We start from the raw sequence: 22,861 nt of genomic DNA, 5'->3' as shown, positions 1-22,861 counted from the left end.
TCGACAAGCGGCAGTGCATTGCAAACGGTTCTAGCTGTGGATGACTTTTTGCCCTGTGGATAGTAGGGTGTGTCAGATATTGCGACCTGCGCGATGTATCAGATAAGATTACGCTCGCGGTGTCTGCCTTAATGGGCGGTCATTAGCGCAAAGACTACGCGCGCGACCCATTCCGGCTGGTTCACGGGTGCTCGGCAGGATATCTGTCGGGTGTGAGGCAGCGGGGGAGCGCTAGGGCACAGGGAAAGCCTGTGCGTGAACTGTAACCACCTATATCGGATAAGAAAGGAAGGGAAGCAGCCGCAGCCCTAGTCAGGCTGGACGTGAGGATCTTCCCTGAATATGACATGGCTGTTGTATCCATGCGAGAACTGCTCGATGCAGGTGTCCACTTCGGTCACCAGACCCGTCGTTGGAACCCGAAGATGAAGCGTTTCATCTTCACCGAGCGCAATGGTATCTACATCATCGACCTGCAGCAGACCCTGACCTACATCGACGAGGCTTTCGAGTTCGTCAAGGAGACTGTCGCTCACGGTGGCAACATCCTGTTCGTCGGTACCAAGAAGCAGGCTCAGGAAGCCGTTCAGAACGAGGCAGAGCGCGTTGACATGCCGTACGTCAACCACCGCTGGCTCGGCGGTATGCTGACCAACTTCGCCACCGTTTCCAAGCGCCTGGCTCGCCTGAAGGAGCTTCAGGCAATGGACGCTGCTGAAAACGGCTACGAGGGTCGCGGCAAGAAGGAAATCCTGATGCTGACCCGTGAGCGCACCAAGCTGGAGCGCACCCTGGGTGGCATTCGCGACATGTCCAAGGTTCCGTCCGCACTGTGGATTGTTGACACCAACAAGGAGCACATCGCTGTCTCCGAGGCTAAGAAGCTGGGCATTCCGGTTGTTGCCATCCTGGACACCAACTGCGACCCGGATGACGTTGATTTCCCGATCCCGGGCAACGACGACGCAATCCGCGCTGCTTCCGTGCTGACCCGCATCATCTCCACCGCTGTTGAAGAGGGCCGCAAGGCTCGCGCTGAGCGCGAGGCCAACGCTGCTCGCGAAGCAGCAGGCGACGCTCCGATTGAGTCCGCCGCTGAGAACACCGACCAGGCTGCAGAGATGGACGCCGAGGGCTCCGCTGCAACTGAGACGGCATCCGCTGAGTAAAGCTGAACTTTCTAACCACCACAAGTTCTAACCACCACAAGGAGGAACGCCCAGCATGGCGAATTTCACTGCTGCTGATGTCAAGAAGCTCCGTGAGCTGACCGGCTCCGGCATGAAGGCTTGTAAGGACGCACTCGTCGAGACCGACGGCGATTTCGATAAGGCTGTCGAGATCCTGCGCATTAAGGGCGCAAAGGACGTCGGCAAGCGTGCAGAGCGCACCGCTGCCGAGGGCCTGATTGCTGTTTCTGGTAACACCATGGTCGAGGTCAACTCCGAGACCGACTTCGTTGCCAAGAACCAGGAGTTCATCGACTTCGCCAACAAGGTCGCCGACGCTGCCGCAGCAGTCAAGGCAAACTCCCCGGAAGAGCTCGCAGCAGCTGACCTCGACGGTCAGACCGCAGCTGAGGCTACCCAGGAGCTCTCCGCAAAGATCGGTGAGAAGCTGGAGCTGCGTCGCGCTGCTACTCTCGAGGGCGACAACATCGCTGTCTACCTGCACCGCCGTGCAGCAGACCTGCCGGCAGCTGTCGGTGTTCTGGTTGCTTACACCGGTGAGGGAGAGGGCGCTGCAGAGACTGCTCACGCAGCAGCTATGCAGGTTGCCGCTCTGAAGGCTCAGTACCTGTCCCGCGAGGATGTCCCGGCTGACCGCGTCGAGGCAGAGCGCGCTGTCTACGAGAAGATTACTCGCGAAGAGGGCAAGCCGGAGCAGGCTATCGCCAAGATCGTCGAGGGCCGTCTGAACGGCTTCTACAAGGACGTTGTTCTGCTGGAGCAGCCTTCCGTCGCTGACAGCAAGAAGACCGTTAAGCAGCTCATGGAAGAGGCTGGCGTTACCCTGACCGGTTTCGTCCGCTTCGAGGTTGGTCAGCACTAATTCGCTGTAATTTGTGCTCTAACCTCTAGCTGCTAGCTAGTGTGAATGCCCCATCCGATTGCTTCGGGTGGGGCATTTTGCTGCCATGTTGCAGACAATGCGGAGCGTCAAGTGTGCCTTGCTGTCGTGACCGGGTAGACTCGTCTGCGACTTTTTAAACGGTGTGAGAAAGGTGCATGGTCATGGCAGAATCTGTCGAGCGCAATGGCTTCAAACGTGTGATGCTCAAGCTGGGTGGTGAAATGTTCGGTGGCGGCAAGGTTGGCGTTGACCCGGACGTGGTGCAAAACGTTGCCCGACAGATTGCGGAAGTTTCCCGAAAGGGCGTCGAGGTCTGTGTCGTCATCGGCGGAGGTAACTTCTTCCGTGGCGCACAGCTTCAGCAGCGCGGCATGGACCGCGCACGCTCTGACTACATGGGCATGCTGGGCACGGTCATGAACTGCCTGGCTCTGCAGGACTTCCTCGAGCAGGAGGGCGTGGACTGCCGCGTTCAAACTGCAATCAATATGGCACAGGTCTCGGAGCCGTACCTGCCGTTGCGTGCTAAGCGCCACCTGGAGAAGGGCCGCGTGGTCATCTTTGGTGCAGGTATGGGTATGCCGTACTTCTCCACCGACACCACCGCCGCCCAGCGCGCCCTGGAGATCGGCTGCGAGGTGCTGCTGATGGCCAAGGCCGTTGACGGTGTCTACTCGGCCGACCCACGTGAGGTGCCGGACGCAGAGCTGTTCGACGACATCACCCACCGTGAGGTTCTGGAACGCGACCTGCGCGTTGCGGATGCCACCGCTTTCTCCCTGTGCATGGACAACAACATGCCGATTCTCGTGTTTAATCTGCTTACCGACGGAAACATTGCGCGCGCGGTAGCCGGTGAGCAAATCGGTACTCTCGTCCACAGCTGATAAATTTGTTCGTAATACGTTCTTTCCACAGAGCGCTCTAGAACTATCTAGAACCCGCGTAGAAACCCGAGGTTAAAAACACAATGATTGATGAAGTCCTGCTTGACTGTGAAGAAAAGTACGGTAGCTCCGTAGAACACTGCCGCGAGGAGCTGACCCACATTCGCACTGGCCGTGCGAACCCGGCGATGTTCAACGGCGTTATTGCGGAGTACTACGGTGTTCCGACTCCGATTACCCAGATGGCTACCATTTCGGTTCCAGAGCCGCGCATGCTGCTGATTAAGCCGTATGAGCTGAGCGTCATGGGCGACATCGAAAACGCGATTCGCAACTCCGACCTGGGTGTGAACCCGACTAATGATGGCCAGGTCCTGCGCGTAACTATCCCGCAGCTGACCGAGGAGCGCCGTCGTGAGATGGTTAAAGTTGCCCGCTCGAAGGGCGAAGACGCCAAGATCGCGATTCGCAATGTCCGTCGTAAGGGCATGGAAACTCTGAAGAAGATTCAGAAGGACGGCGATGCTGGCGAGGATGAGGTGCAGGCAGGCGAAAAGGAGCTGGACCAGGTCACCAAGAACTACGTCGAGCAGGTGGACTCCTTGGTTGAACGCAAGGAAGCGGAACTGATGGAGGTTTAGGCCTTCATATTCAACCGGGAGAGGGGATTTGAGGCGCCAATGCCAACGTCGAAGCCAGCGTCCAATAAGGAACGTGTTCTAGACGAACTACGGCTTATTAAGCCACGCAACTCAGCAGGCCGGAACCTGTCGGTTGCAATCACGGTGGGCGTAGCACTTGGTGCAGTCGTCATCATCAGCTTGTTGCTGGGGTCGCTCGCATGGACCGTTCTGGTCGCCGGGGCGGTTGGTCTCGCAACCTGGGAGGTCTGCGAGCGGCTCCGTGAGTCCGATTGGCAGGTCCCTCGCCCGGTTCTGATTCTCGGCGGACAGCTGATGGTGTGGTTGTCCGCCTACTGGGGGATTGACGGTTTGGTGATGGGCCTGGCCGCGACCCTGATGCTCTTGCTGGTCGTCCGCCTGTTCTTACACGGGATGGCCGAAGCACCACGGAACTGGCTGCGAGATGTCGCAGTCGGAGTTTTCGTGGTGATGTGGATTCCGTTCTTTGCCGCGCTAGCTGTGCAGCTGGTACGCATGGACAATCCCTGGGGGGTTGATCCGCGTCTGGTCATTGTGACCTTCATGATTGGCGTTATTTCAAATGACGTCGGAGGCTATGCCGCTGGTGTAATGTTCGGAAAGCATCCGATGGCCCCAAAGGTAAGCCCTAAAAAATCCTGGGAAGGGTTCGGCGGCTCTCTTGTACTCGCCACCATTACTGGAGCGCTCTGTGCGATCTTTATGTTGCACGCGCCGTGGTGGCAGGGCATTGTGCTGGGCATCGCCCTGGTTATCTCGGCTACGCTTGGTGACCTGATGGAGTCCCAGTTCAAACGAGATCTGGGGATTAAAGATATGTCCTCGATTTTGCCGGGCCACGGCGGTCTGATGGACCGCCTGGATGGCATGCTGCCATCAGCCGCGATGACGTGGCTGATATTGCAGCTATTCAGCCTAGTTTAATTTGGCTGGTTCAATCGGCCTTTAGTTGCCGCCCTTACGAATCTGGCGGCGCAGATCAAACATTCGCCAGCCACCGATGAGTGCGGTGATGAGGGCGCCGAGGATGGCAGCGAACAGCATTCCGACGCCGACTGGGAAGTTCCAGGTCCAGCCGAACAGGTTTAGTGCGGTCTCCTGCTGATTCTGCAGAATGAACACCAGCAGTACGATCAGCAAAACTGCACTGATGACCAGGCCAACCCACATCGAGCCCGCGGTAGTCTTTTTCACCTTGCGCCGGCCAGGGGCGGGCGCTGGCTCCGGTGCGGAGTCCTTCTCTGTCGGTGCGTCAACGACTGGCTCTGGAAGGTTGTCCTGCTCAGGTGCAGGAGCCACGGAATCATTTGGGGAGTGCGACGGAGCATCATCGAAAAGCGGACTGTCGTTATTCGGCTGATTAGCGTTAGTCATACCTATCATTCAACACGTTTTGGCAGGTATGTACCACTTATAAAGGTCCACTTAGTTGCGGCTGCCGAGTCACTCATTAGGCCAAAACCGTCATTACATGCGAAAATGGGTGCTATCATGGCATCTTCACTTCCAATCGTTCTTAAAGCTCCACGTCGCGGCATGCCCGCGACCCATTTTGCGGACCTCGATGTTGAGGAACGGAAAGCTGCGGTCAAGGAACTGGGCCTGCCGGCCTTCCGTGCCGATCAGATTGCCCGGCACTATTACGGTCGGCTCGAGGCTGACCCTATGACGATGACTGATCTGCCGGAAGCAGATCGTCAAAAGGTCAAGGACAGTCTCTTCCCACCTCTGTTGACTCCCGTTCGCCACATCACCTGTGACGACGGCGAGACCCGTAAGACTCTGTGGCGTGCAGGTGACGGTACGCTGCTGGAATCCGTGCTGATGAAGTATCCGGGGCGTGCGACCCTCTGTATCTCCTCACAGGCCGGTTGCGGTATGGCATGCCCATTCTGTGCGACGGGTCAAGGCGGTCTGCAGCGTAATCTTTCCACCGCGGAGATTGTCGACCAGGTTCGTGAGGCCGCTGCTACTATGGCAGCTGAGGGCGGTCGTCTGACCAACATCGTATTTATGGGCATGGGCGAGCCGCTCGCGAACTACAATCGCGTTCTCGCCGCGGTCCATCGCATCACGCGGCCGTCGCCGCAGGGATTCGGCATCTCGATGCGCAATGTCACTGTTTCTACGGTCGGTTTCGCGCCGAACATCCGACGGCTTGCCGACGAGGACCTGTCAGTGACCCTCGCGGTGTCTCTGCACACTCCGGACGATGAGCTTCGCGATGAGCTGGTACCGATTAACAATCGCTTTACAGTGGCGGAGGTACTTGATGCAGCTCGCTATTACGCAGACAAGACTGGCCGTCGCGTATCTATTGAGTACGCTTTGATTCGCGATATTAATGACCAGGACTGGCGTGCAGACCTGTTGGGCAAGAAGCTCCACAACGCTCTGGGCTCACGTGTCCACGTCAACCTCATTCCGCTTAACCCAACTCCGGGTTCGAAGTGGGATGCCTCCCCGAAGAAGCAGCAGGAGGAATTCGTCCGTCGCGTGCAGGCGCAGGGGGTGCCGTGCACGGTCCGCGATACCCGTGGCAACGAGATTGCGGCAGCGTGTGGTCAGCTGGCGGCTGAAGAGGTTTAGTCGCTGAATAGCAAAAGATCCGCACCGAATTCGGTGCGGATCTTTTTGTGCGCTGTCGCTATAGAGCTGTTAGGCCAGACTTTCTGCAAAAGTGGCTAACTCTACTGGTTCTGTCCTTCCGGCAGGCGGTTCCAGGAGCGCAGCTGGGAGTCGGTCAGGTTAGCGTAGACACCAGTGCCGTTAACCTGGTCACGTGCCCACTCCGGCTCAATGTGGCCTTCCGGCTTGTTGTGACCGGTAACGGTGCGGACCTGGGAACCCTGCGGGGCGAACAGCTGCAGCAGCAGCCCAATGGCAATAAGGGCAGCAATGGCGACCAGCCACCAGTTCTCGACGTTGCCCTTGTGGTTACCGATGGTCATGCCCAGCAGGAAGATCACAGAAATCCAGCCGGCCTTCTGCATAGCGCTCTTGCTAATGCCGTGCCAGCCCCACTTCGCCGACGGCTCGTCGAGGGTGCTGACGCCGCGGTAAATCTCTTCCTTTGGCTCGTGGTTGCTCACTTGAAAGTCCTCCTGTTAACACTTTCGGCGAATTGCACTCTATATGCACTTCAGTCTATCTGCGATTTTGCTGAAAGCGACTGAGCGCATTTTCAGACAATCTTGAGTATCGGGTGTAAGGATACCTTAGAACTTGCTGAAATTGGGACTTCGCCCGGCTGGAAACTCTCCGGCGGTGTTCTGGTTTGCCCAAAGTGGGGGTAGGGTGAGCACTCGTGACATTTCTTCTTGGAGTTTTACTCTTCGCAATCGGCATCGCGGTGACAATCGCCCTTCACGAATGGGGCCATCTCACCGCAGCTCGACTGTGTGGAATGCAAGTGCGTCGGTACTTCATTGGCTTCGGCCCAACGCTGTTTTCCTTCAAGCGGCATCACGCTGCGGCAGGAGGGCATGACACCGAGTATGGAGTAAAGGCAGTTCCGTTTGGCGGATTCTGCGACATCGCAGGTATGACCGCTATGGATCCAATCGATCCTGCCGAAGAGCCCTACGCTATGTACAAGAAGCCGTGGTGGCAGCGCATTATCGTGATGCTCGGTGGGGTGGCGATGAACCTCATCGTGGGATTCATCATTCTTTACTTCATCGCAGTGACGTGGGGTTTGCCCAATATGGGTAAGGAAATGGCCCCGCGCATTCAGGCGGTACAGTGCGTCTCGCCGGCACAGCGGGCCGACGGCACTCTGGAACCCTGCACTGGTTCCGGTCCTGCAGAGCGCGCAGGGCTACGTGCCGGAGATGTGATTGAGAAGATCAATGGCACCAAGATTACGTCCTACCCCGAGGCTGTGTCTCTTATCGGCAGCTCTGCAGGTGGCGACATCAAAATGACCATCGACCGCAATGGCAGCACCCAGACGGTCACGGTCACCCCGGAAGTCGTCAAACGCAAGACTAACGACGGCCAGGACATCGACCAGCCAGCGATTGGTATCGCCTTCCAGCGACCAGAGACTATCCTCCACGAGTACAACGCAGTGACCGCCATCGGCGGTGCGGCCAGCTTCACAGGCAGTCTTTTTGGGGCGGTTTGGAACGGGCTGCTCTCCATCCCGGAGAAGGTTCCCGGTGTGGTTGCGTCCATCTTCGGTGCTCAGCGTGACCCGGCCAGCCCAATGAGCGTCGTCGGTGCTTCGCGTGCCGGCGGTGAATTGGTGGAGATGAACCAGTGGCCTTCATTTTTCCTATTGCTGGCCAACCTCAATTACTTCCTGGCCGTGTTCAACCTCGTGCCGTTGCCGCCACTCGACGGTGGCCACATCGCCGTTGTTATTTATGAACGCATTCGGGACGTGATTCGCAAGGCATTCGGTAAGCCATCGCTTGGGCCTGCCGATTACACCAAACTCATGCCAATTACTATGGCCTTTACCGCGGTTTTGCTGGTCTTCGGCGTTCTGGTCATGGCCGCTGACGTGGTCAATCCAATTGTGCTGAACCGCTGATAGCAGGTTGCGGCGTGCCAGCATCGTCGTAAAGCAAAGCGGTGCTAACGTCAGCCCACATGGAACAAACTTCGCGCCGCAAGCCCCTGCTTCGCAGTATCTCGGCTGTGGCAATTACGGGTCTGGTGTTGTCATCCGCCGCGTGTACGCCGCGGCCTGACACCGGGCGCGAGGTGCTAGAGGAATTCCTGGGGGCGCTGGCGGGAGGGGACATTGCTAAGGCTGCGGCACTGACTGATCACCCGGACTCCGCTGAAGGAGATCTGAAGGCGGCCACTGCCGGACTCCAGCCGGAGGGGCTTGAGTATGAGATTGCGGGTATCGATTCCAGCTCGAACCAGTCCTCGGCGGAAGTCGCCATGAATTGGCAGCTACCGCATCAGCGACGCTGGGGATATGACACCACTTTCACATTGACCAAGACTGAGACTGGGCAACGGGATTGGGCATTGCGCTGGTCGCCAGCATCCCTGCATCCACAGCTGGGGCGTAACCAACACCCAGAATTGCGCACTATCGCAGCTCCACGTCCGTCTGTGGTTGGCTCGGACGGTGCGGCCTTGCTCGAGCCAGGGACTGTGCACCGGGTAATTCTCCATCGTGATGGGGCGGAGAATGTGCAGTCGTCGATTAATCGGGCGGCGACGGTCATCAATAATGAAATGCCGGAAGACGGTCCGAAGCTTGACGCACGTGCTGTGGGGGAGCAGGCGAGCGGCGGAAAGGGTAATTTTTCGCTGATCGTGTTGCCGGCATCCACGCCACAGCGTGTCAAAGATGATCTCGCTGACATTGATGGAATTTCGGTTAACGATGAAGCCGCTATGGTGCGACCCGACCCGGGGTTCGCGCCCGATTTGATGAGTCGCGTGGAAAGACTAGTGGACACCGGTGATCACGGTGCCGATGGCTGGAATATCGTGGCGGCCAACGAGGGCGGAGCCGTCGTCGACACCCTCTATGAGGTGTCTCCGGATGTAGCGCCGGCGGTGCAGGCATCAATTAGTAAAAAGGTGCAGGACGCAGCGCAAAAGGCCGTCGATACTCGGCAAGATGCTAAGGCAATGCTGGTGGCTGTGCAGCCGTCGACCGGCAAGATTCTGGCGGTAGCCCAGACGGCGGAAGCAGATAAGGACGGCGACCTTGCGCTGATGGGACAGTTCCCGCCGGGATCGACGTACAAGATTGTCACTGCCGCCGCAGGTGTGCAGCACGAGGGGCTAAATGCGGGATCGACTGTGCCGTGCCCAGGTTCGATGGAGATCGGGCCGCGTATTGTCACCAACTACAACGGAAGTGGCGTCGGGAATACCTCGCTGAGCGATGCGTTCGCGCGGTCTTGTAACACCACGTTTGGCAACATCTCTCACAAGTTGGAGCCAGGGCAGTTCAAGGAGGAGTCCAAGAACTTCGGCATCGGCATCAACTATCACATCGCGGGCCTCGACACTATTACCGGCAGCGTGTCTGATGGCAGTGATGAAGTCGAGCGTATCGATGCGGGCTATGGGCAGGGCAATGACTTGGCCAGCCCGTTTGGCATGGCGCTGGTTTCCGCGACGGTGGCGGCCGGACGCACTCCGACACCGTCACTCGTGCCAAGCGCGGGAACCTGGCAGTCGCAGGTATCAAAGCCACTGCCGCCTGAGGTTTTGAATGAGGTTCGCACACTCATGCGGGCGGTGGTCACCTCTGGTACTGGTTCGGCCATTGCCGGTCGAGGTGAAGTCTATGCAAAGACCGGTGAGGCCGAGTACGCTGGCGGCTCCCACGCTTGGTTTACTGGCTACCGCGATGATTTGGCCTTTGCCACGCTTATCGTTGGCGGTGGTGGTTCGGAGCATGCCGTGGCGATTACCGATGCCTTCTTCGCCAATATCGATGAAGGTTCGGGGGACGAGGGCTAGAGCATTTCTGGCTTTGAAACCGGCACAGGCCGAAAGGCTAATCCGGGGGTAGGGGTAGAGTATGTTCCATGACTCAGCGTTCTCCACTTACTCAGCAAAAATCCACTCCAATTCGTACCGTTCCGGCACATATTGAACGGCCGGAGTACGCCTGGAAGGACGAGGTTCAGGAAGGCGTCGGCGAGCCGCTGGTACAGACTCCGGAAGATATTGAAAATATGCGAGAGGTCTCTCGCATTGCTGCCAACGCGTTGGTGGAGGCCGGCAAGGCCGTAGCTCCGGGCGTGACCACGGATGAGATTGACCGGGTGGTGCACGAGTACCTGTTGGATCACGACACCTACCCGTCCACGCTGGGGTACCGCGGTTTTGAGAAGTCGTGCTGCGTGTCTCTCAATGAGATTGTCTGCCACGGTATTCCGGATACTCAGGTTATTGAAGACGGCGATATCGTCAATGTCGACGTCACCGGATACAAGAACGGCGTCCACGGCGACACCAACGCGACTTTCCTCGCCGGCAATGTCTCGGAGGAGCACAGCCAGCTGGTGGAGCGCACTTACAATGCCACCATGCGCGGCATTAAGGTCATCAAGCCGGGCCGTGAGATTAATGTCATCGGCCGCGTGATTGAGTCCTACGCTAAGCGTTTTGGATACAACACTGTTCGGGACTTCACCGGTCACGGTGTCGGGACCACGTTCCATAATGGTTTGATTGTGTTGCACTACGATGAGCCGAGCCAGGATACCATTTTCGAGCCGGGCATGCCCTTGACTGTCGAGCCGATGATTAACCTCGGTGAGCTGCCTTACCACATCTGGGATAACGGCTGGACTGTGCAGAATGATGACTTCAAGTTCACCGCTCAGTTCGAGCACACGGTGCTGGTGACCTCCGACGGCTATGAAATCCTCACCCTGCCGGATGAGCAGAACGTGCCAGGCCAGTTCCAGACTGGTTGGAAGCCTGAGGCCTAAGCAGTGCAGGCTCCTGCAGCTCTGATTGCCGGCTGCACCTCAGATGCCGGTAAGTCGGTTCTGGTCGCCGGCATGTGTCGGTTGCTCGCGCGACGCGGAGTGCGCGTCGCGCCCTTCAAGGCGCAAAACATGTCCAACAATTGCGCTGTCACGCTCGACGGCGGCGAGATTGGGCGCGCGCAGGCTCTGCAGGCGTTGGCCTGTGGGCTGGAGCCGGATGTCTCCTTTAACCCGGTGCTTCTCAAGCCGGGCTCGGACCACACCAGTCAGGTGGTGGTGAAGGGCAAGGCTGATGGGCATGCGAGCGCCCTGACGTACCGGTCGCGGAGAAAAGCGCTGCGCGGAGTAGTTGCGGAGACATTGGAAGAGCTGCGGGGGCAGTTCGATGTCGTCCTGTGTGAAGGCGCTGGTAGTCCTGCCGAGGTCAATCTGCGGGAGTCAGACATTGCCAACATGGGGTTGGCAGAGCTCGCTGATTTGCCGGTTGTGGTCGCCGGTGACATTGACCGCGGTGGGGTGCTTGCACATTTCGTCGGCACGCATGCAATTTTGAGCCCCGAAGACCGCGCGCGAATTACCGGTTTTATTGTCAACAAGTTCCGGGGCGATGTTTCGCTGTTGATGCCGGGATTGGACGTAGTGCGTGAGTACACCGGTGTGCCCGTACTCGGCGTGGTGCCGTTTATTCCGGGGCTGTGGATCGATGCGGAGGATTCGCTCGGCACAGTCGCTGGTGCGTCGGTAGGGCCGGCGAACGCACCGCTGGGCACGGAAACGTTGTCCGTGGCCGCCATTCGCTTGCCGCGCGTGTCCAACGCCACCGATATCGAGGCGCTTGCCTGTGAACCAGGGGTACACGTGCAGTGGACGGTCGATCCGTCGGTCGTTGCTCGCGCCGACCTGGTCGTGTTGCCCGGGACGAAGTCGACGGTCGCCGATCTCAAGTGGTTGCGCGAGCGTGGGCTTGACGACGTACTTGAGAACCGAGCCGCCCGGGGGCTACCGCTGATTGGCATCTGCGGTGGGTTCCAAATGCTCTGCACCACCATCACTGACTCGGTGGAGTCGGCAGCCGGGACCGTGAACGGGCTTGGCGTGTTCGATACCGACATTGAATTCGCGGGGACGAAGACACTGGTGAGTCACCCGGATGGCTCGTACGAAGTGCACAATGGACAGGTTGTGCGAAGCAGTGAACATCCTTTTATCACTGAGCCTGAAGAAGAAGGGGCGCGGCGTGGCATGGTGATGGGTACGCACCGCCACGGCTACCTGGAAAATGATCAGGCGCGCCGTGAGTTGCTGATGGAAGTGGCAGTTGCCGTCGGTCGGGACGGCTTCGAGGTCAGCTCTACTACTTCGTTTGCCGCAGAACGGCTGTGGCAGGTCGACATGTTGGCCGATGCAGTCGAGGAGTACCTGGCTGGGCCGGCATTGGCCCAGGCCACAGGTATTGAGCAGCTAGGCTAGTTATCGAACTCCAGGCCCAGAATCGCGTTTTCAATCAGCTCGGGCAGCGCTGGGTGAATCCAGTGCTGGCCTGTGACAACTTCGCGCACATCCATCTCGAAGCTCATCATCTGGATGCACTGCTGCACTAGAGTGGCAGCCTGCTCGCCGATGAAGTGCGCACCCAGCAGGCGGCCGGTGGCGCGGTCCGCAATCAGTTTGGCAAAGCCGTCGCGATCCTCCAGTGCCCAGCCGTAGGCAACGTCGCCGTAATTCTGTACCTTCACGGTAATGTCCGTGCCATTTTCCGCAGCCCAGGCGCAAGCTTCGTCCTCGGTCATACCGACCTGACCGATCTGCGGATGTGAGAAGACTGCCGACGGAATGTAGCGGTGGTCAAATTCACGCAGGTCGGACGGGTTCAGCACGTTGTGGAAGACCACCTTGGCCTCATGGTTGGCGATATGCTTCAGCTGGTACGGGCTAGAGACATCGCCCAGCGCCCACACACCTTCGGCTGAGGTGCGACCGTACTGGTCAACCTTGATGCGACCATCGTCGTGCATCTCCACACCACCGGCTGCAAGATCCATACGGTCACCGTTGGGGATGCGTCCGGTTGCCACTAGCAGGGCATCGGCTGCGAGCTCCGTGCCGTCGTCAAGCGTGGCCGTGACGATCTCGCCCTCCTGGGAGAGTTCAGTGATGGAGGTGTTCATACGGATGTCAATGTCACGGGCGGCAACCTCGTGGAAACGCTCGGAGATAGCGGCATCGGAGCCACGCAGCATGACATCGGAGCGCACCAGCATGTGCACCTTCGTACCGAAGGATGCGAAGACGTGCGCGAACTCGCTAGCGATGTAGCCACCGCCGACGACAATCATTTCGCGCGGAAGCTTGTCGACGCGCATGATGTTCTCGTTGGTGTAGTAATCCACCCCGGACTGTGTGATGAGGCTCGGGACATGCGGGCGGGATCCTGCAGCGATGATGATGTTGTCGGCTGTGATGTCGACAATTTCCTCGCCGATGCCAGTGCGAATAGTGCGGGGGCCGACGAACGTTGCGTGGCGGTCGTAGACATCGATATTGGGAGTCTCGTCCCCGCGGCGGTATGCCTCGCCGCCGTCGGCAATCTGGTCGACTCGCTGGGCGAAAACGCGATCCTGGATTTGCTTGAGATCAACGGAGCTGAAGGTGCCGTGCACGCCCAGGCGGCTGGCCTCGCGGATGTTGCGGGCGGCATCAGCGGCCAGAACGAACATCTTGGTGGGAATGCACCCAACGTTGAGGCAAGTACCGCCGAAACGTCCTTCCTCCACCAGAGCGATACGGACATTGTCGTAGTCCGGGGCTGGAATGGAATTGCCGGACCCTGTTCCGATAATGATGACGTCGTAGTGGCGTGGGGTAGTCTCAGGCGAATTCTCAGTGGTCACAAGCACTCCTAGCATTCTGGTCAAACTAGTTTGGTTCAACCGTACTGAATGCTGATTTATTCCGAGCTCCTATTTTGAGCTGCCTCCCGGCTTGACCGTGGCGAGGAACTGGAAGGTCTCATCAAAAGCGCGATCTAGTGCTTCGGGTTCCGAGAGATACACGTCATGGAGCGCACCCGGAATCGCGACGTTGCGAGCCTGCGGGCCCAGGTGGGCAGTGGCATCGGCAATTTGTTCAGTGTTGAGAACAGAGTCAACGCGACTGAGCTCCGGGATGTAGTCGGAACCGAGAAGGTAGTTGTCCGAGTGGAGGACGAGCGTCGGCACGCCGGTGTCGATACCGCGGCTAACACGTTGCTGGCCGACGATGATGGCATTGAGCCAACGCCAGTTCTTGTCATGGCCAGCCAGCGGCTTGAAAGTGCGGTTGTACTCCCAGCGTCCCTGGTGGTCGGCGCTAATGGATTTGCCATAGCCGCCCGCAGACTGCACCGGAATAAGATTGTTGGGGCGAATCCGCGACATAACGCGAGCCACTAGCGAGTACACGGGAGCCTTTGCCCGGGAAACGTGCAGAGTCAGCCACGGTGAGTTCAAGACGGCAGCCGTGACGGAAATATTGAGTGCTTGCGAGCAATGGCCGCCTGTGCTTCGTAGCCAATCGAGCCAGAGAACGGCAATGAGACCGCCGGTGGAGTGCGCATTAACAGTGACAGTTGTATGACCAGCGTGGTCTAACACCGCGAGTGCGCCGTTGAGATCCTCGAAGTAATTCGTTAAATCGCTGCAGCCATGCCAAGTCTGCCCCGGTTGGTGAGCGCGCCCGCACTTGCGCAGGTCAATGGCGTAAAATGCGTACCCTTCGGAGTGGTAACGCTCTGCCACGTGCCTTTGGAAGAAGTAGTCCGACATCCCGTGGATCCAAAGAACTGCCGGACGCGCTTGGAAGTCGCTTGCCGACGAGTCGGGGCAGTAGCGCACCAAAACCGCGCGTATCGACCCCTCGCCGTCGGGGTCCTGGCCGAGTTCGATGACATGTTGGCTGTAGCCCTCGCCTAGGTTATCGGGGTTAAAGGCGGGGGTAGTGAAATCGGGAATATCGGTAGTCACAGGGTCAAGCCTAGCGCCGATTACCGGGGGTAGTGGGAATGTGTGCCACAATAGATTATGGACTGAGACGGTAGCTCTCTTTTGCGTCTTTAGTTGTGTGTGCGCGCATGTGAGCGAGCGCTAGTTTGAATCACTAATCAAGTTAGTAAGGATGTTGACAGCAAAATGGCTGATAACAAGCTTCCTGCTTCCAGTGGCGACGAGGTAGATGTCGTCCTCATCGGTGCAGGTGTAATGAGTGCGACGCTGGGTGTGCTGCTCAAGGAGCTCGAGCCATCCTGGTCACAGGTTCTGTTCGAGCGTCTCGATCAGCCCGCCAAGGAGTCTTCCTCCCCGTGGAACAACGCTGGTACCGGCCACTCTGCTCTGTGCGAGCTGAACTACACGCCGGAGAAGAACGGCAAGGTCGATGTCACCAAGGCTAAGACCATTAATGAGCAGTTCCAGGTTTCCCGCCAGCTGTGGACCTCGCTGATTGAAAACGGCACCCTGACTGACCCGAAGGAGTTCATCAACCCGGTTGACCACACCACCTTCGCTCAGGGACCGGAGCAGATGGCGTTCATGCGTCGTCGCTACGAGGCACTTGAGAAGGAGCCGTTGTTCCACGGTCAGGAGCTCATTGAGGATCCGGACCGTTTCGCTGAGTACCTTCCGCTGATGTCGGAGGGGCGTGACTTCTCCAAGCCGGTTTCCGCTATTCGTAACCCGAATGGTACGGACGTTAACTTCGGTGCACTGACCAAGCAGTACCTGGCCGCACTGTCCGATATGGGTACTGAGATTCGCTACGGACACGAGGTCACCGGTCTGAAGCGCGACGGTTCCAAGTGGATTGTCACGGTGAAGAACCTGCACACCAAGGACGTTCGCACCCTGGTTGCCAACTTCGTCTTCGTCGGTGCCGGCGGTGACGCGCTGCCGCTGCTGCAGAAGGCTCGTATTAACGAGATTCGTGGTTTCGGTGGCTTCCCAGTCTCCGGCCAGTGGCTGCGCTGCACCAACGAGGAAGTTATTGCCCAGCATGACGCCAAGGTCTACGGTAAGGCTTCCGTCGGCACGCCGCCGATGTCGGTTCCGCACCTGGACACCCGTGTTATCGACGGCAAGCGTGGCCTGCTCTTTGGTCCGTACGCCGGTTGGAACATGAAGTTCCTGAAGAACGGTAACAACCTGGACCTGATTAAGTCTCTGCGTCCGGCCAACCTGCCGTCCATGATGGGTGTTGGTGTCCAGGAGATGGGGCTGACCAAGTACCTGATTACTGAGGTTCTGAAGGACTTCGACGCACGTATCGAGTCCCTGCGTGAGTACGTCCCGAACGCTCGCCCAGAGGACTGGGAGCTGATTGTCGCTGGTCAGCGAGTTCAGGTCATTAAGCCGATGAAGGCTCCGGTCTTCGGTACCCTCGAGTTCGGTACCGCGGTCATCAACTCGTGGGACGGCACCATTGCCGGCCTGATGGGTGCCTCCCCGGGTGCGTCCATCGCCCCGGCCGTGATGATCAGCCTGATTGAGCGCTGCTTCGGTCGCCACATGGGCAAGTGGGCTCCGAAGCTAAAGGAGCTCGTCCCGTCCTACGGCACGCACCTGGCTGATGACCCGGCTCTGTTCAAGGAGGTCTGGGAGGCTTCCCAGAAGACCCTGAAGTTGGAGCGCTAAGCACTCCGCTGAAGAGCTTCAAAGAGTTCAATTAAGCCAACATTTTCTACCCCGCTGTGAGCCATCCGCTCGCAGTGGGGTAGAACTGTGTTTATGGAAAAAATCACGTCAGCTACCACTGCACAAACAGAGCCCACTTTTCCTTTTACTGCGATTGTCGGGCAGCAGCGACTACAGCTTGCGTTGATTCTGACCGCTCTATCCCCGGAGATAGGTGGCGTGGTAATCCGCGGTGAGAAGGGCACAGCCAAGACCACTACGGTCCGCGCGTTGGCACCATTTCTCAGCGGATCGTTGGTGAACCTGCCACTCGGCGCTACGGAAGATCGAGTCGTGGGCTCCATCGATGTGGAGACCGTCCTGACGACCGGACACGCGCAGTTCAATCCGGGCCTACTCAGCGCTGCTGACGGTGGCATTCTCTATGTCGACGAGATTAATCTGCTGCCGGATCACCTCGTTGACTCAGTGCTCGATGCCGCAGCCACCGGTCGCGTGGTTGTTGAACGCGACGGCATCTCGCACTCCGCCACCTCCAGGTTCGTGTTGGTCGGCACGATGAACCCGGAAGAGGGCGAATTGCGTCCCCAACTTCTCGACCGCTTTGGTCTCGCCATCGACGTCACCGCCTCCAAGGATCCGGCCGTCCGCGCGGAGATCGTCGCCCGTCGACTCGACTTTGACGCCAATCCGGAGAGCTTTGTCACGCGGTTCGCCACCGACGACGAGGCACTACACGCTCGCATCGATCGCGCACGCACACTGCTTGACGACGTCGAATTGACTCCCAGCATTCTCGGTCAAATTGCCACCGTGTGCGCTGCTTTTGATGTGGACGGGATGCGAGCCGACATCGTCATTGCACGTACCGCCCGCGCTCACGCTGCATGGCGAGTAGCTGGGGACGAGTCAGCGCAGCCACAACCGGGCAATCCAATTGAGATCACTGCGGAAGACATTAAGGTAGCTGCAGAAATGGCACTGCCGCACCGTCGTCGCCGTGACCCCTTTGATGAACCAGGATTGGACCAGGAGCAGCTCGATGATGCTCTGCAGGATGCAGAGGAGCAGTTCCGAGATGACCAGAATCAGTCAGAGTCGGATCCGGAATCGTATCCAGAGCCCGAGGCTGATCAGGTCTCCCAGTTCGACTCCAACTCCGAACCTCAGGAGCCACAACAGTCGAATTCCGCGGGATTGAAGGGAGGTCGCGCCGCTGAAGGCGCCCCCTTTCGCCGTTCGTAAAATCAGTGTCGACGGCGTCGGCCAAGGAGATTCCGGCCGTCGCTCCAAGGCCATTGGTCCCCGGGGCAGCACCATTGGCGCCGAACGTGGCGGTCATGGTCTCCACGTGCCGGCGACAGTGCTGGCCGCGGCCAATCGTGGTGCCCGCATGGGCAACTCCATGATCCCTCTGAAACCGGAAGACGTTCACGGCGCCATCCGACAGGGAACTGAGTCCAATCTGGTCGTCTTCGTTGTGGACACCTCGGGTTCTATGGCCGCGCGCGACCGTCTGGCAGCCGTCACCGGCGCCGTCACTTCGCTGCTGCGTGATGCCTACCAGAGCCGCGACAAAGTCGCTGTCATTACTTTCCGCGGGAACAGTGCCGAATTGGTTTTACCACCGACCAAGTCTATTGACACCGCAGTACGTCGCCTCGCAGATGTCCGCACTGGGGGCCGAACCCCATTGGCTGAAGGATTGCTGAAGGCACACGAAGTGGTGGTGCGGGAAGCGCACCGGGAGCCCACGCGCCGCGCAATTATGGTGTTGCTCTCCGATGGCCGAGCAACAGGTAAAAATGGGCTGCAGCAGGCGAGGGCCGTGGCCGCAAAGATCCGTCGTCAAGCGTTGGCGGCGACGGTGGTTATCGACTGTGAGCGCGCTCGCGTGCGGCTGGGGTTGGCACAGGAAATGAGTGTGGAGTTGGGTGCCACCTGCATAAACCTCTCAGAACTCAATGCCGAAGCCGTGGCGGGTGTGGTCCATGCCTATCATCGAGACCATGGCACAAGGAAAGCTTGACCCCAAATCAATTCCCAATGATGGACTGACCACCAGGCAGCGTCGCATGATTCCGATTACCGCCGTGCATACGGGCCCAGGTAAAGGCAAGTCCACCGCGGCATTCGGGATGGCGATGCGCGCGTGGAATCAGGGGATGAATATTGGTGTCTTCCAGTTTGTGAAATCGGCAAAGTGGAAGGTTGGCGAGGAAGCTGTCATGCGTCGGCTCGGCGAGCTGCACGACGACACGGGGGAGGGCGGCCCGGTCGAATGGCACAAGATGGGCGAAGGCTGGTCCTGGTCGCGTAAGCAGGGCACCGAGGAGGATCATGCCGCAGCTGCTGCCGAGGGATGGCAGGAGATCAAGCGGCGCCTGGAAAATGAGGTGCACGATTTCTACGTCCTCGACGAGTTCACCTACCCAATCAAGTGGGGTTGGATTGATGTCGACGATGTGGTGGAGACATTGAGGAATCGTCCCGGCCGCCAGCATGTGGTGATGACTGGCCGCGATGCGGATTCGAAGCTGGTGGAGGTCGCGGATCTGGTGACGGAGATGACCAAGATTAAGCATCCGATGGATGTCGGGCGTAAGGGACAAAAGGGCATCGAGTGGTAGCGCCTGGAATTGTCGTTGCGGCGACGGCCTCGGGCACGGGCAAGACCACAATTTCCACTGGTCTTATGCGTGCACTGTCGCGCCGCCACGCGGTGGCACCATTCAAAGTCGGGCCGGATTATATTGACCCCGGCTATCACGGGGTAGCGGCTGGTCGTCCCGGGCGCAATCTGGATTCCTTCATGTGCTCGCCTGAGATGATTGGGCCGCTCTACGCACACGGAGCTGCCGACAGCGATATTGCGGTGGTCGAAGGTGTTATGGGGCTGTTCGACGGCCGCATTGGTGACGACCCGCTATCGGTGGAGGGGTCGACGGCCGAGATTGCCTCGCTGCTGGGACTGCCGGTGGTGTTGGTTATTGATGCCCGGCATATGTCGCAGTCGGCGGCGGCTGTTGTTCACGGTTTCTCCACGCTTCGCACTGATGTCCGTGTCAGTGGCGTGATTATTAATCAGGTGGGCAGCCCGCGGCATGCGGACATCATTACCCGTTCTGTGGAGGCCATGGGTGTCGAGGTGCTCGGCGCGATTCCGCGAGTGACTGATATTGAGGTGCCCAGTAGGCATTTGGGGCTGGTCACTGCAGTCGAGCAGGGTGAGCAGCTAGAAGCGGTCATTGAATCGATGGCCAACTTGGTGGAGACGTACATCGACATCGACCGGATTGTCCAGCTTGCCCGGCAGCCCTATCCAGCTGAGCCATGGGACCCCGCACAGTTCGTTGCACCGCTGGCTACTCAGCGCCGCGTGCGCGTGGCGGTCGCGGCGGGTCCTGCGTTCTCGTTTACCTATGCAGAGCACCGTGAGCTATTGCGGGCTGCTGGAGCCGAGGTCGTGGATTTTGACCCATTGGTTGACGAACTGCCGGAAGCCGAAGGCTACATCGTGCCCGGTGGATTCCCGGAAGAGCATGCCGACGCGCTATCTATTCGCGATGACATTCGCCGCGATTTACGTCAGGCTGCCGACGATGGTGCGCTGATTCACGGCGAATGCGCGGGGCTGCTCTGGCTGCTTGAAGATCTCGGTGGGCACCGTATGTGCGGCATCATCCCGGGGCGAGCGCACATGGCACGGTTGAAGTTGGGGTACCGCGAGGCTGTGGCTCTGACTGATTCTGCATTGTGCCCGGTAGGTACGCGCGTACGCGGTCACGAGTTCCACAAGACAGCGCTCACTGATGACACCGCAAGTGTCGCTGCTGCGGCCGGGTGGCAACCCGCCTGGGGTTGGCGTGGATATCAAGGCGAGACAGTTCGCGACGGCTTCGTTTCCGAGTCTGGGCGGATTCATGCCGGTTACCTGCATGTTCATCCGGCGGGTGCGCCGGGCAACGTCAGTCGCTTTGTTGCTTCGTGCGCCGGGTAAAGTATTAGCTATGAGTTTGCTTCTCAAAGACTACGGTGTGTTGGTGATTGGCGGTTCCACGGCTGCAGAGCGCGTGATTCCTCGGTTGTTGGACTCTGGCGCTGACGTCACTGTGTGTGAGGGTGGGGAAGTAACAACTGCGATTGAGGCCTGGGCTGCAGACGGCCGTATTACTTTGACCCGCACTGGTTTTACCGAGGCGATGAGCTGGGGCAAGGCTCTCATGGTCTGCTGTGACGAGTCGTTGCTGCGTGAGGTGACACTCGAGGGACACCGCCGAGGTATTCTCGTCGACGATGAAACCGGGACATCCAGCCCGCTTACTCCTGCGGCGCTGACCGGCCGTCGCGCGTCGCGCGCAGGTGACCTGGCAGGTCAGGTCGCACTCGTAGGCGGTGGCCCGGGCGATCCTGGTCTGATTACCGTTGAGGGGCGTCGCCTGCTCCGGCTTGCCGACGTCGTCGTCGCAGACCACCTCGGTCCACTGTCGCTGCTCGGTGACTTGGAGCCGGATGTCGAGATCATTGATGCCGGCAAGCTTCCTTACGGTCGCGCCATGGCTCAGGAGCGCATCAATGAACTGCTAGTTCATCGTGCCCGCGAGGGCTACTTTGTGGTCCGGCTCAAAGGTGGCGATCCGTACATCTTCGGCCGCGGTTTTGAAGAGCTTCACGAGCTGCAGAAGGCAGGGGTACCGGTTCGAGTTGTGCCGGGTATCACCTCGGCACTGGCGGTACCGGGGACGATTGGCATCCCAGTTACCATGCGTGGCGTCAACCACGAATTCACTGTCGTGTCCGGTCACGTCCCACCGGGGCACAAGACTTCGCTAGTCAATTGGGATGCGCTTGGCCGCATGCACGGCACTATTGCCATCATTATGGGAGTTAAGAACGGGCCGAAGATTGCCGAGGCTCTGATGAAGGCCGGCCGCAGCCCGAAGACTCCGGCTGCAGTCATCCAGGACGGCACGCTGCCGAATCAGAAGTCGCTACGCTGCACGCTCGGTGAACTGGGTGAAAAGATGGTCGAAGAAGGAATCAAGCCGCCCGCAGTTATCGTCATCGGTGAAGTCGCCGGTCTGGATGAGGGCGATGAGTAAGAGCAACAAGTCGAGCAACAACAAGTCGAAGAAGCGTGAGCCAGAGCAGCAAAAGGCAGGGCTTGTTACCCGACTGCTTGCCGACGACCAGCTGCGTAGCGCCATCTGGATGGGCGCTGCGACCTTCCTCGTGTTCTACCTCGGAGCCATGATCATCTTCCGCCTCCTTCTCCTCGGCGGAGAAGGCTCGCGATACGACAGCATTTTCATCGCCGTCATTGCGCTCATTGCTGCCATTGTGGCAGGCCGGAAGCGCTACAACGACGACATTTAGTTTTCCGGGACGCGGAAGATGAGGGCGCCGTCGTCAAGCGAGACGTTGTATCCTGCGGCGCGCGCGATGTCGACGGCCTCTGTGGGGGCGGTCGGTGCTGTGTCGGAAAGGGCGATGGCACGGGCAAATAGGCCCTTGTAGTGCTTGTTGAAGTGGCTGACGATTTTGCCCTCGGCGGTGAGCACGGTCATCGTTGTCGCGGTCTTGACTTTGCCCAAATTGGCGTAGGTGCCGGAACGAAGGTCGATGAGGAAGTCGACATCATTGAGAGCCTCGGTGATGGCGGTGCCCCAGCGGCGCTTCATCGTGGGAGCTGCGTCGGCAGGCTGATCCGCGAAGGGGAGCTTGACCGTGCCAGAGAGACGGTAGCGGGGGATGAGGTCGTCCCCGCCAATGACGCCGAAGAGCGCTGACCCGATGGCGAGTCGAGCACGGCCGGTTTCCGGCAGGTCGCTGGGGGAGAGTGCGTCGTAGAGAACCCCCGTATAGCGCTCGAGAGCCGGCATGGTCGGCGACTCTAGGAGTGCAGCATTAGCTGTGACTTCGTCAGCGAGACGTGGCCCCAGTTTCAGTGTTTCCATCGCGGCTTCCCTGTTCGCACTTAACGCCACGAGATCGGCTGCAATGCGCTCGCGGATGGAGTTGAGAGAGCCGAAGCTCAGCGAGGAAAAGTCCACTGCGGGATGGCTGCCACCAGTGGCTTTGGTTTCAGATGGGGGTAGGACTACGAGCATGGGCACCATAGTAATGCCCCGCATGTTGCGAAGAATGAT

At 59.0% G+C, this 22,861-nt stretch carries 22 protein-coding genes; 17 read left to right on the top strand and 5 right to left on the bottom strand.

The features are described 5' to 3' along the window. Nucleotides 1-347: 347 nt before the first annotated feature. The 5 genes from rpsB (at nt 348) to HMPREF2860_RS03495 (ending at nt 4,546) form a co-directional block, all read left to right on the top strand. Nucleotides 348-1,169 (top strand): 30S ribosomal protein S2, encoded by an 822-nt coding sequence (gene rpsB, locus HMPREF2860_RS03515; RefSeq protein WP_038628671.1) that lies wholly within the window; start codon nt 348-350, stop codon nt 1,167-1,169. A 55-nt stretch (nt 1,170-1,224) separates the two neighbouring features. Next, nucleotides 1,225-2,052 (top strand): translation elongation factor Ts, encoded by an 828-nt coding sequence (gene tsf, locus HMPREF2860_RS03510; protein WP_048735543.1) that lies wholly within the window; start codon nt 1,225-1,227, stop codon nt 2,050-2,052. Between the two features lie 182 nt (nt 2,053-2,234). Beyond that, a complete protein-coding gene (gene pyrH, locus HMPREF2860_RS03505) occupies nt 2,235-2,960 on the top strand; it encodes a UMP kinase (RefSeq protein WP_005509726.1) in 726 nt (241 codons plus the stop codon). Between the two features lie 83 nt (nt 2,961-3,043). Next, nucleotides 3,044-3,601 carry a ribosome recycling factor gene (gene frr, locus HMPREF2860_RS03500; RefSeq protein WP_038628675.1) on the top strand — a complete coding sequence of 186 codons (558 nt, stop codon included), beginning with the start codon at nt 3,044-3,046 and terminating at the stop codon, nt 3,599-3,601. 39 nt (nt 3,602-3,640) lie between these two features. Then, nucleotides 3,641-4,546 (top strand): phosphatidate cytidylyltransferase, encoded by a 906-nt coding sequence (locus tag HMPREF2860_RS03495; protein ID WP_038628677.1) that lies wholly within the window; start codon nt 3,641-3,643, stop codon nt 4,544-4,546. Between the two features lie 21 nt (nt 4,547-4,567). On the opposite strand, the gene HMPREF2860_RS03490 is transcribed toward HMPREF2860_RS03495, so the two are convergent. After that, entirely contained in the window at nt 4,568-4,996 is a 429-nt protein-coding gene (locus HMPREF2860_RS03490) for a lipopolysaccharide assembly protein LapA domain-containing protein (protein WP_038628679.1), read from the bottom strand. Between the two features lie 117 nt (nt 4,997-5,113). Between HMPREF2860_RS03490 and rlmN the strand changes: the two genes are divergently transcribed. Next, nucleotides 5,114-6,211, top strand: a complete 1,098-nt coding sequence (gene rlmN, locus HMPREF2860_RS03485) for a dual-specificity RNA methyltransferase RlmN (protein WP_038628681.1) — start codon at nt 5,114-5,116, stop codon at nt 6,209-6,211. Nucleotides 6,212-6,312: 101 nt separating this feature from the next. Here rlmN and HMPREF2860_RS03480 read toward each other — a convergent pair whose 3' ends face one another. Then, the gene (locus tag HMPREF2860_RS03480) at nt 6,313-6,714 is read right to left on the bottom strand and encodes a DUF2631 domain-containing protein (RefSeq protein ID WP_038628682.1); all 402 of its coding nucleotides are present in this window, start codon (nt 6,712-6,714) and stop codon (nt 6,313-6,315) included. Nucleotides 6,715-6,929: 215 nt separating this feature from the next. Here HMPREF2860_RS03480 and HMPREF2860_RS03475 point away from each other — a divergent pair, with 215 nt between their 5' ends. The 4 genes from HMPREF2860_RS03475 (at nt 6,930) to HMPREF2860_RS03460 (ending at nt 12,519) form a co-directional block, all read left to right on the top strand. Beyond that, nucleotides 6,930-8,162 carry a M50 family metallopeptidase gene (locus tag HMPREF2860_RS03475; protein ID WP_038628684.1) on the top strand — a complete coding sequence of 411 codons (1,233 nt, stop codon included), beginning with the start codon at nt 6,930-6,932 and terminating at the stop codon, nt 8,160-8,162. A gap of 59 nt (nt 8,163-8,221) precedes the next feature. Next, nucleotides 8,222-10,069 carry a penicillin-binding transpeptidase domain-containing protein gene (locus tag HMPREF2860_RS03470; protein ID WP_049181465.1) on the top strand — a complete coding sequence of 616 codons (1,848 nt, stop codon included), beginning with the start codon at nt 8,222-8,224 and terminating at the stop codon, nt 10,067-10,069. Nucleotides 10,070-10,137: 68 nt separating this feature from the next. Then, complete coding sequence (map, locus tag HMPREF2860_RS03465; RefSeq protein WP_070628589.1) at nt 10,138-11,049, top strand: type I methionyl aminopeptidase; 912 nt, start codon at nt 10,138-10,140, stop codon at nt 11,047-11,049. 3 nt (nt 11,050-11,052) lie between these two features. Further along, nucleotides 11,053-12,519 (top strand): cobyric acid synthase, encoded by a 1,467-nt coding sequence (locus tag HMPREF2860_RS03460; protein ID WP_038628688.1) that lies wholly within the window; start codon nt 11,053-11,055, stop codon nt 12,517-12,519. Here HMPREF2860_RS03460 and mtr read toward each other — a convergent pair. Together mtr and HMPREF2860_RS03450 are read right to left on the bottom strand one after the other, a co-directional pair. Continuing rightward, the gene (gene mtr, locus HMPREF2860_RS03455; RefSeq protein WP_049181461.1) at nt 12,516-13,955 is read right to left on the bottom strand and encodes a mycothione reductase; all 1,440 of its coding nucleotides are present in this window, start codon (nt 13,953-13,955) and stop codon (nt 12,516-12,518) included. The genes HMPREF2860_RS03460 and mtr overlap by 4 nt on opposite strands. Before the next feature lie 54 nt (nt 13,956-14,009). Then, a complete protein-coding gene (locus HMPREF2860_RS03450; RefSeq protein WP_038628690.1) occupies nt 14,010-15,050 on the bottom strand; it encodes an alpha/beta hydrolase in 1,041 nt (346 codons plus the stop codon). Nucleotides 15,051-15,215: 165 nt separating this feature from the next. Here HMPREF2860_RS03450 and mqo point away from each other — a divergent pair, with 165 nt between their 5' ends. The 7 genes from mqo to HMPREF2860_RS03415 all read left to right on the top strand — a co-directional run bounded on the left by mqo (nt 15,216) and on the right by HMPREF2860_RS03415 (nt 22,088). Continuing rightward, the gene (mqo, locus tag HMPREF2860_RS03445; RefSeq protein ID WP_038628692.1) at nt 15,216-16,712 is read left to right on the top strand and encodes a malate dehydrogenase (quinone); all 1,497 of its coding nucleotides are present in this window, start codon (nt 15,216-15,218) and stop codon (nt 16,710-16,712) included. A gap of 93 nt (nt 16,713-16,805) precedes the next feature. Beyond that, nucleotides 16,806-17,957, top strand: a complete 1,152-nt coding sequence (locus HMPREF2860_RS03440) for a magnesium chelatase ATPase subunit I (protein WP_038628694.1) — start codon at nt 16,806-16,808, stop codon at nt 17,955-17,957. A gap of 106 nt (nt 17,958-18,063) precedes the next feature. Continuing rightward, nucleotides 18,064-18,741, top strand: coding sequence for a vWA domain-containing protein (locus tag HMPREF2860_RS03435; protein WP_224786679.1), 678 nt, complete (start codon nt 18,064-18,066; stop codon nt 18,739-18,741). Further along, a complete protein-coding gene (gene cobO / locus HMPREF2860_RS03430) occupies nt 18,722-19,342 on the top strand; it encodes a cob(I)yrinic acid a,c-diamide adenosyltransferase (protein WP_038629567.1) in 621 nt (206 codons plus the stop codon). The genes HMPREF2860_RS03435 and cobO overlap by 20 nt, the downstream gene beginning before the upstream one ends. Beyond that, nucleotides 19,336-20,712: a cobyrinic acid a,c-diamide synthase CobB gene (locus HMPREF2860_RS03425; RefSeq protein ID WP_070628588.1), complete on the top strand. Its 1,377-nt coding sequence runs from the start codon at nt 19,336-19,338 to the stop codon at nt 20,710-20,712. The genes cobO and HMPREF2860_RS03425 overlap by 7 nt, the downstream gene beginning before the upstream one ends. Before the next feature lie 10 nt (nt 20,713-20,722). Next, nucleotides 20,723-21,814 carry a uroporphyrinogen-III C-methyltransferase gene (gene cobA, locus HMPREF2860_RS03420; protein ID WP_038628700.1) on the top strand — a complete coding sequence of 364 codons (1,092 nt, stop codon included), beginning with the start codon at nt 20,723-20,725 and terminating at the stop codon, nt 21,812-21,814. Then, nucleotides 21,807-22,088: a hypothetical protein gene (locus HMPREF2860_RS03415; RefSeq protein ID WP_224786668.1), complete on the top strand. Its 282-nt coding sequence runs from the start codon at nt 21,807-21,809 to the stop codon at nt 22,086-22,088. The genes cobA and HMPREF2860_RS03415 overlap by 8 nt, the downstream gene beginning before the upstream one ends. Here the strand turns inward: HMPREF2860_RS03415 and HMPREF2860_RS03410 are convergent. Then, entirely contained in the window at nt 22,085-22,822 is a 738-nt protein-coding gene (locus HMPREF2860_RS03410; protein ID WP_049181507.1) for a YaaA family protein, read from the bottom strand. The two genes, HMPREF2860_RS03415 and HMPREF2860_RS03410, sit on opposite strands and share 4 nt — an antisense overlap. Between the last annotated feature and the right edge of the window lie 39 nt (nt 22,823-22,861).

This window comes from Corynebacterium sp. HMSC064E10 (genome assembly GCF_001812505.1).
Taxonomy (GTDB): Bacteria; Actinomycetota; Actinomycetes; order Mycobacteriales; family Mycobacteriaceae; genus Corynebacterium; species Corynebacterium amycolatum.
The sequence above is the reverse complement of the archived record's forward strand: the minus strand, read 5'-3'. Positions and strand labels throughout refer to the sequence as shown.

What these genes read in the sequence shown, in the direction of transcription:
- HMPREF2860_RS03495 (WP_038628677.1), top strand. Translation starts at nt 3,641, where the DNA reads ATGCCAACGTCGAAGCCAGCGTCCAATAAGGAACGTGTTCTAGACGAA.
- map (WP_070628589.1), top strand. Translation starts at nt 10,138, where the DNA reads ATGACTCAGCGTTCTCCACTTACTCAGCAAAAATCCACTCCAATTCGT.
- rlmN (WP_038628681.1), top strand. Translation starts at nt 5,114, where the DNA reads ATGGCATCTTCACTTCCAATCGTTCTTAAAGCTCCACGTCGCGGCATG.
- mtr (WP_049181461.1), bottom strand. Translation starts at nt 13,955, where the DNA reads ATGCTAGGAGTGCTTGTGACCACTGAGAATTCGCCTGAGACTACCCCA.
- HMPREF2860_RS03440 (WP_038628694.1), top strand. Translation starts at nt 16,806, where the DNA reads ATGGAAAAAATCACGTCAGCTACCACTGCACAAACAGAGCCCACTTTT.
- tsf (WP_048735543.1), top strand. Translation starts at nt 1,225, where the DNA reads ATGGCGAATTTCACTGCTGCTGATGTCAAGAAGCTCCGTGAGCTGACC.
- HMPREF2860_RS03490 (WP_038628679.1), bottom strand. Translation starts at nt 4,996, where the DNA reads ATGACTAACGCTAATCAGCCGAATAACGACAGTCCGCTTTTCGATGAT.
- HMPREF2860_RS03410 (WP_049181507.1), bottom strand. Translation starts at nt 22,822, where the DNA reads ATGCTCGTAGTCCTACCCCCATCTGAAACCAAAGCCACTGGTGGCAGC.
- mqo (WP_038628692.1), top strand. Translation starts at nt 15,216, where the DNA reads ATGGCTGATAACAAGCTTCCTGCTTCCAGTGGCGACGAGGTAGATGTC.
- rpsB (WP_038628671.1), top strand. Translation starts at nt 348, where the DNA reads ATGGCTGTTGTATCCATGCGAGAACTGCTCGATGCAGGTGTCCACTTC.
- HMPREF2860_RS03415 (WP_224786668.1), top strand. Translation starts at nt 21,807, where the DNA reads ATGAGTAAGAGCAACAAGTCGAGCAACAACAAGTCGAAGAAGCGTGAG.
- HMPREF2860_RS03470 (WP_049181465.1), top strand. Translation starts at nt 8,222, where the DNA reads ATGGAACAAACTTCGCGCCGCAAGCCCCTGCTTCGCAGTATCTCGGCT.
- cobA (WP_038628700.1), top strand. Translation starts at nt 20,723, where the DNA reads ATGAGTTTGCTTCTCAAAGACTACGGTGTGTTGGTGATTGGCGGTTCC.
- frr (WP_038628675.1), top strand. Translation starts at nt 3,044, where the DNA reads ATGATTGATGAAGTCCTGCTTGACTGTGAAGAAAAGTACGGTAGCTCC.
- cobO (WP_038629567.1), top strand. Translation starts at nt 18,722, where the DNA reads ATGGCACAAGGAAAGCTTGACCCCAAATCAATTCCCAATGATGGACTG.
- pyrH (WP_005509726.1), top strand. Translation starts at nt 2,235, where the DNA reads ATGGCAGAATCTGTCGAGCGCAATGGCTTCAAACGTGTGATGCTCAAG.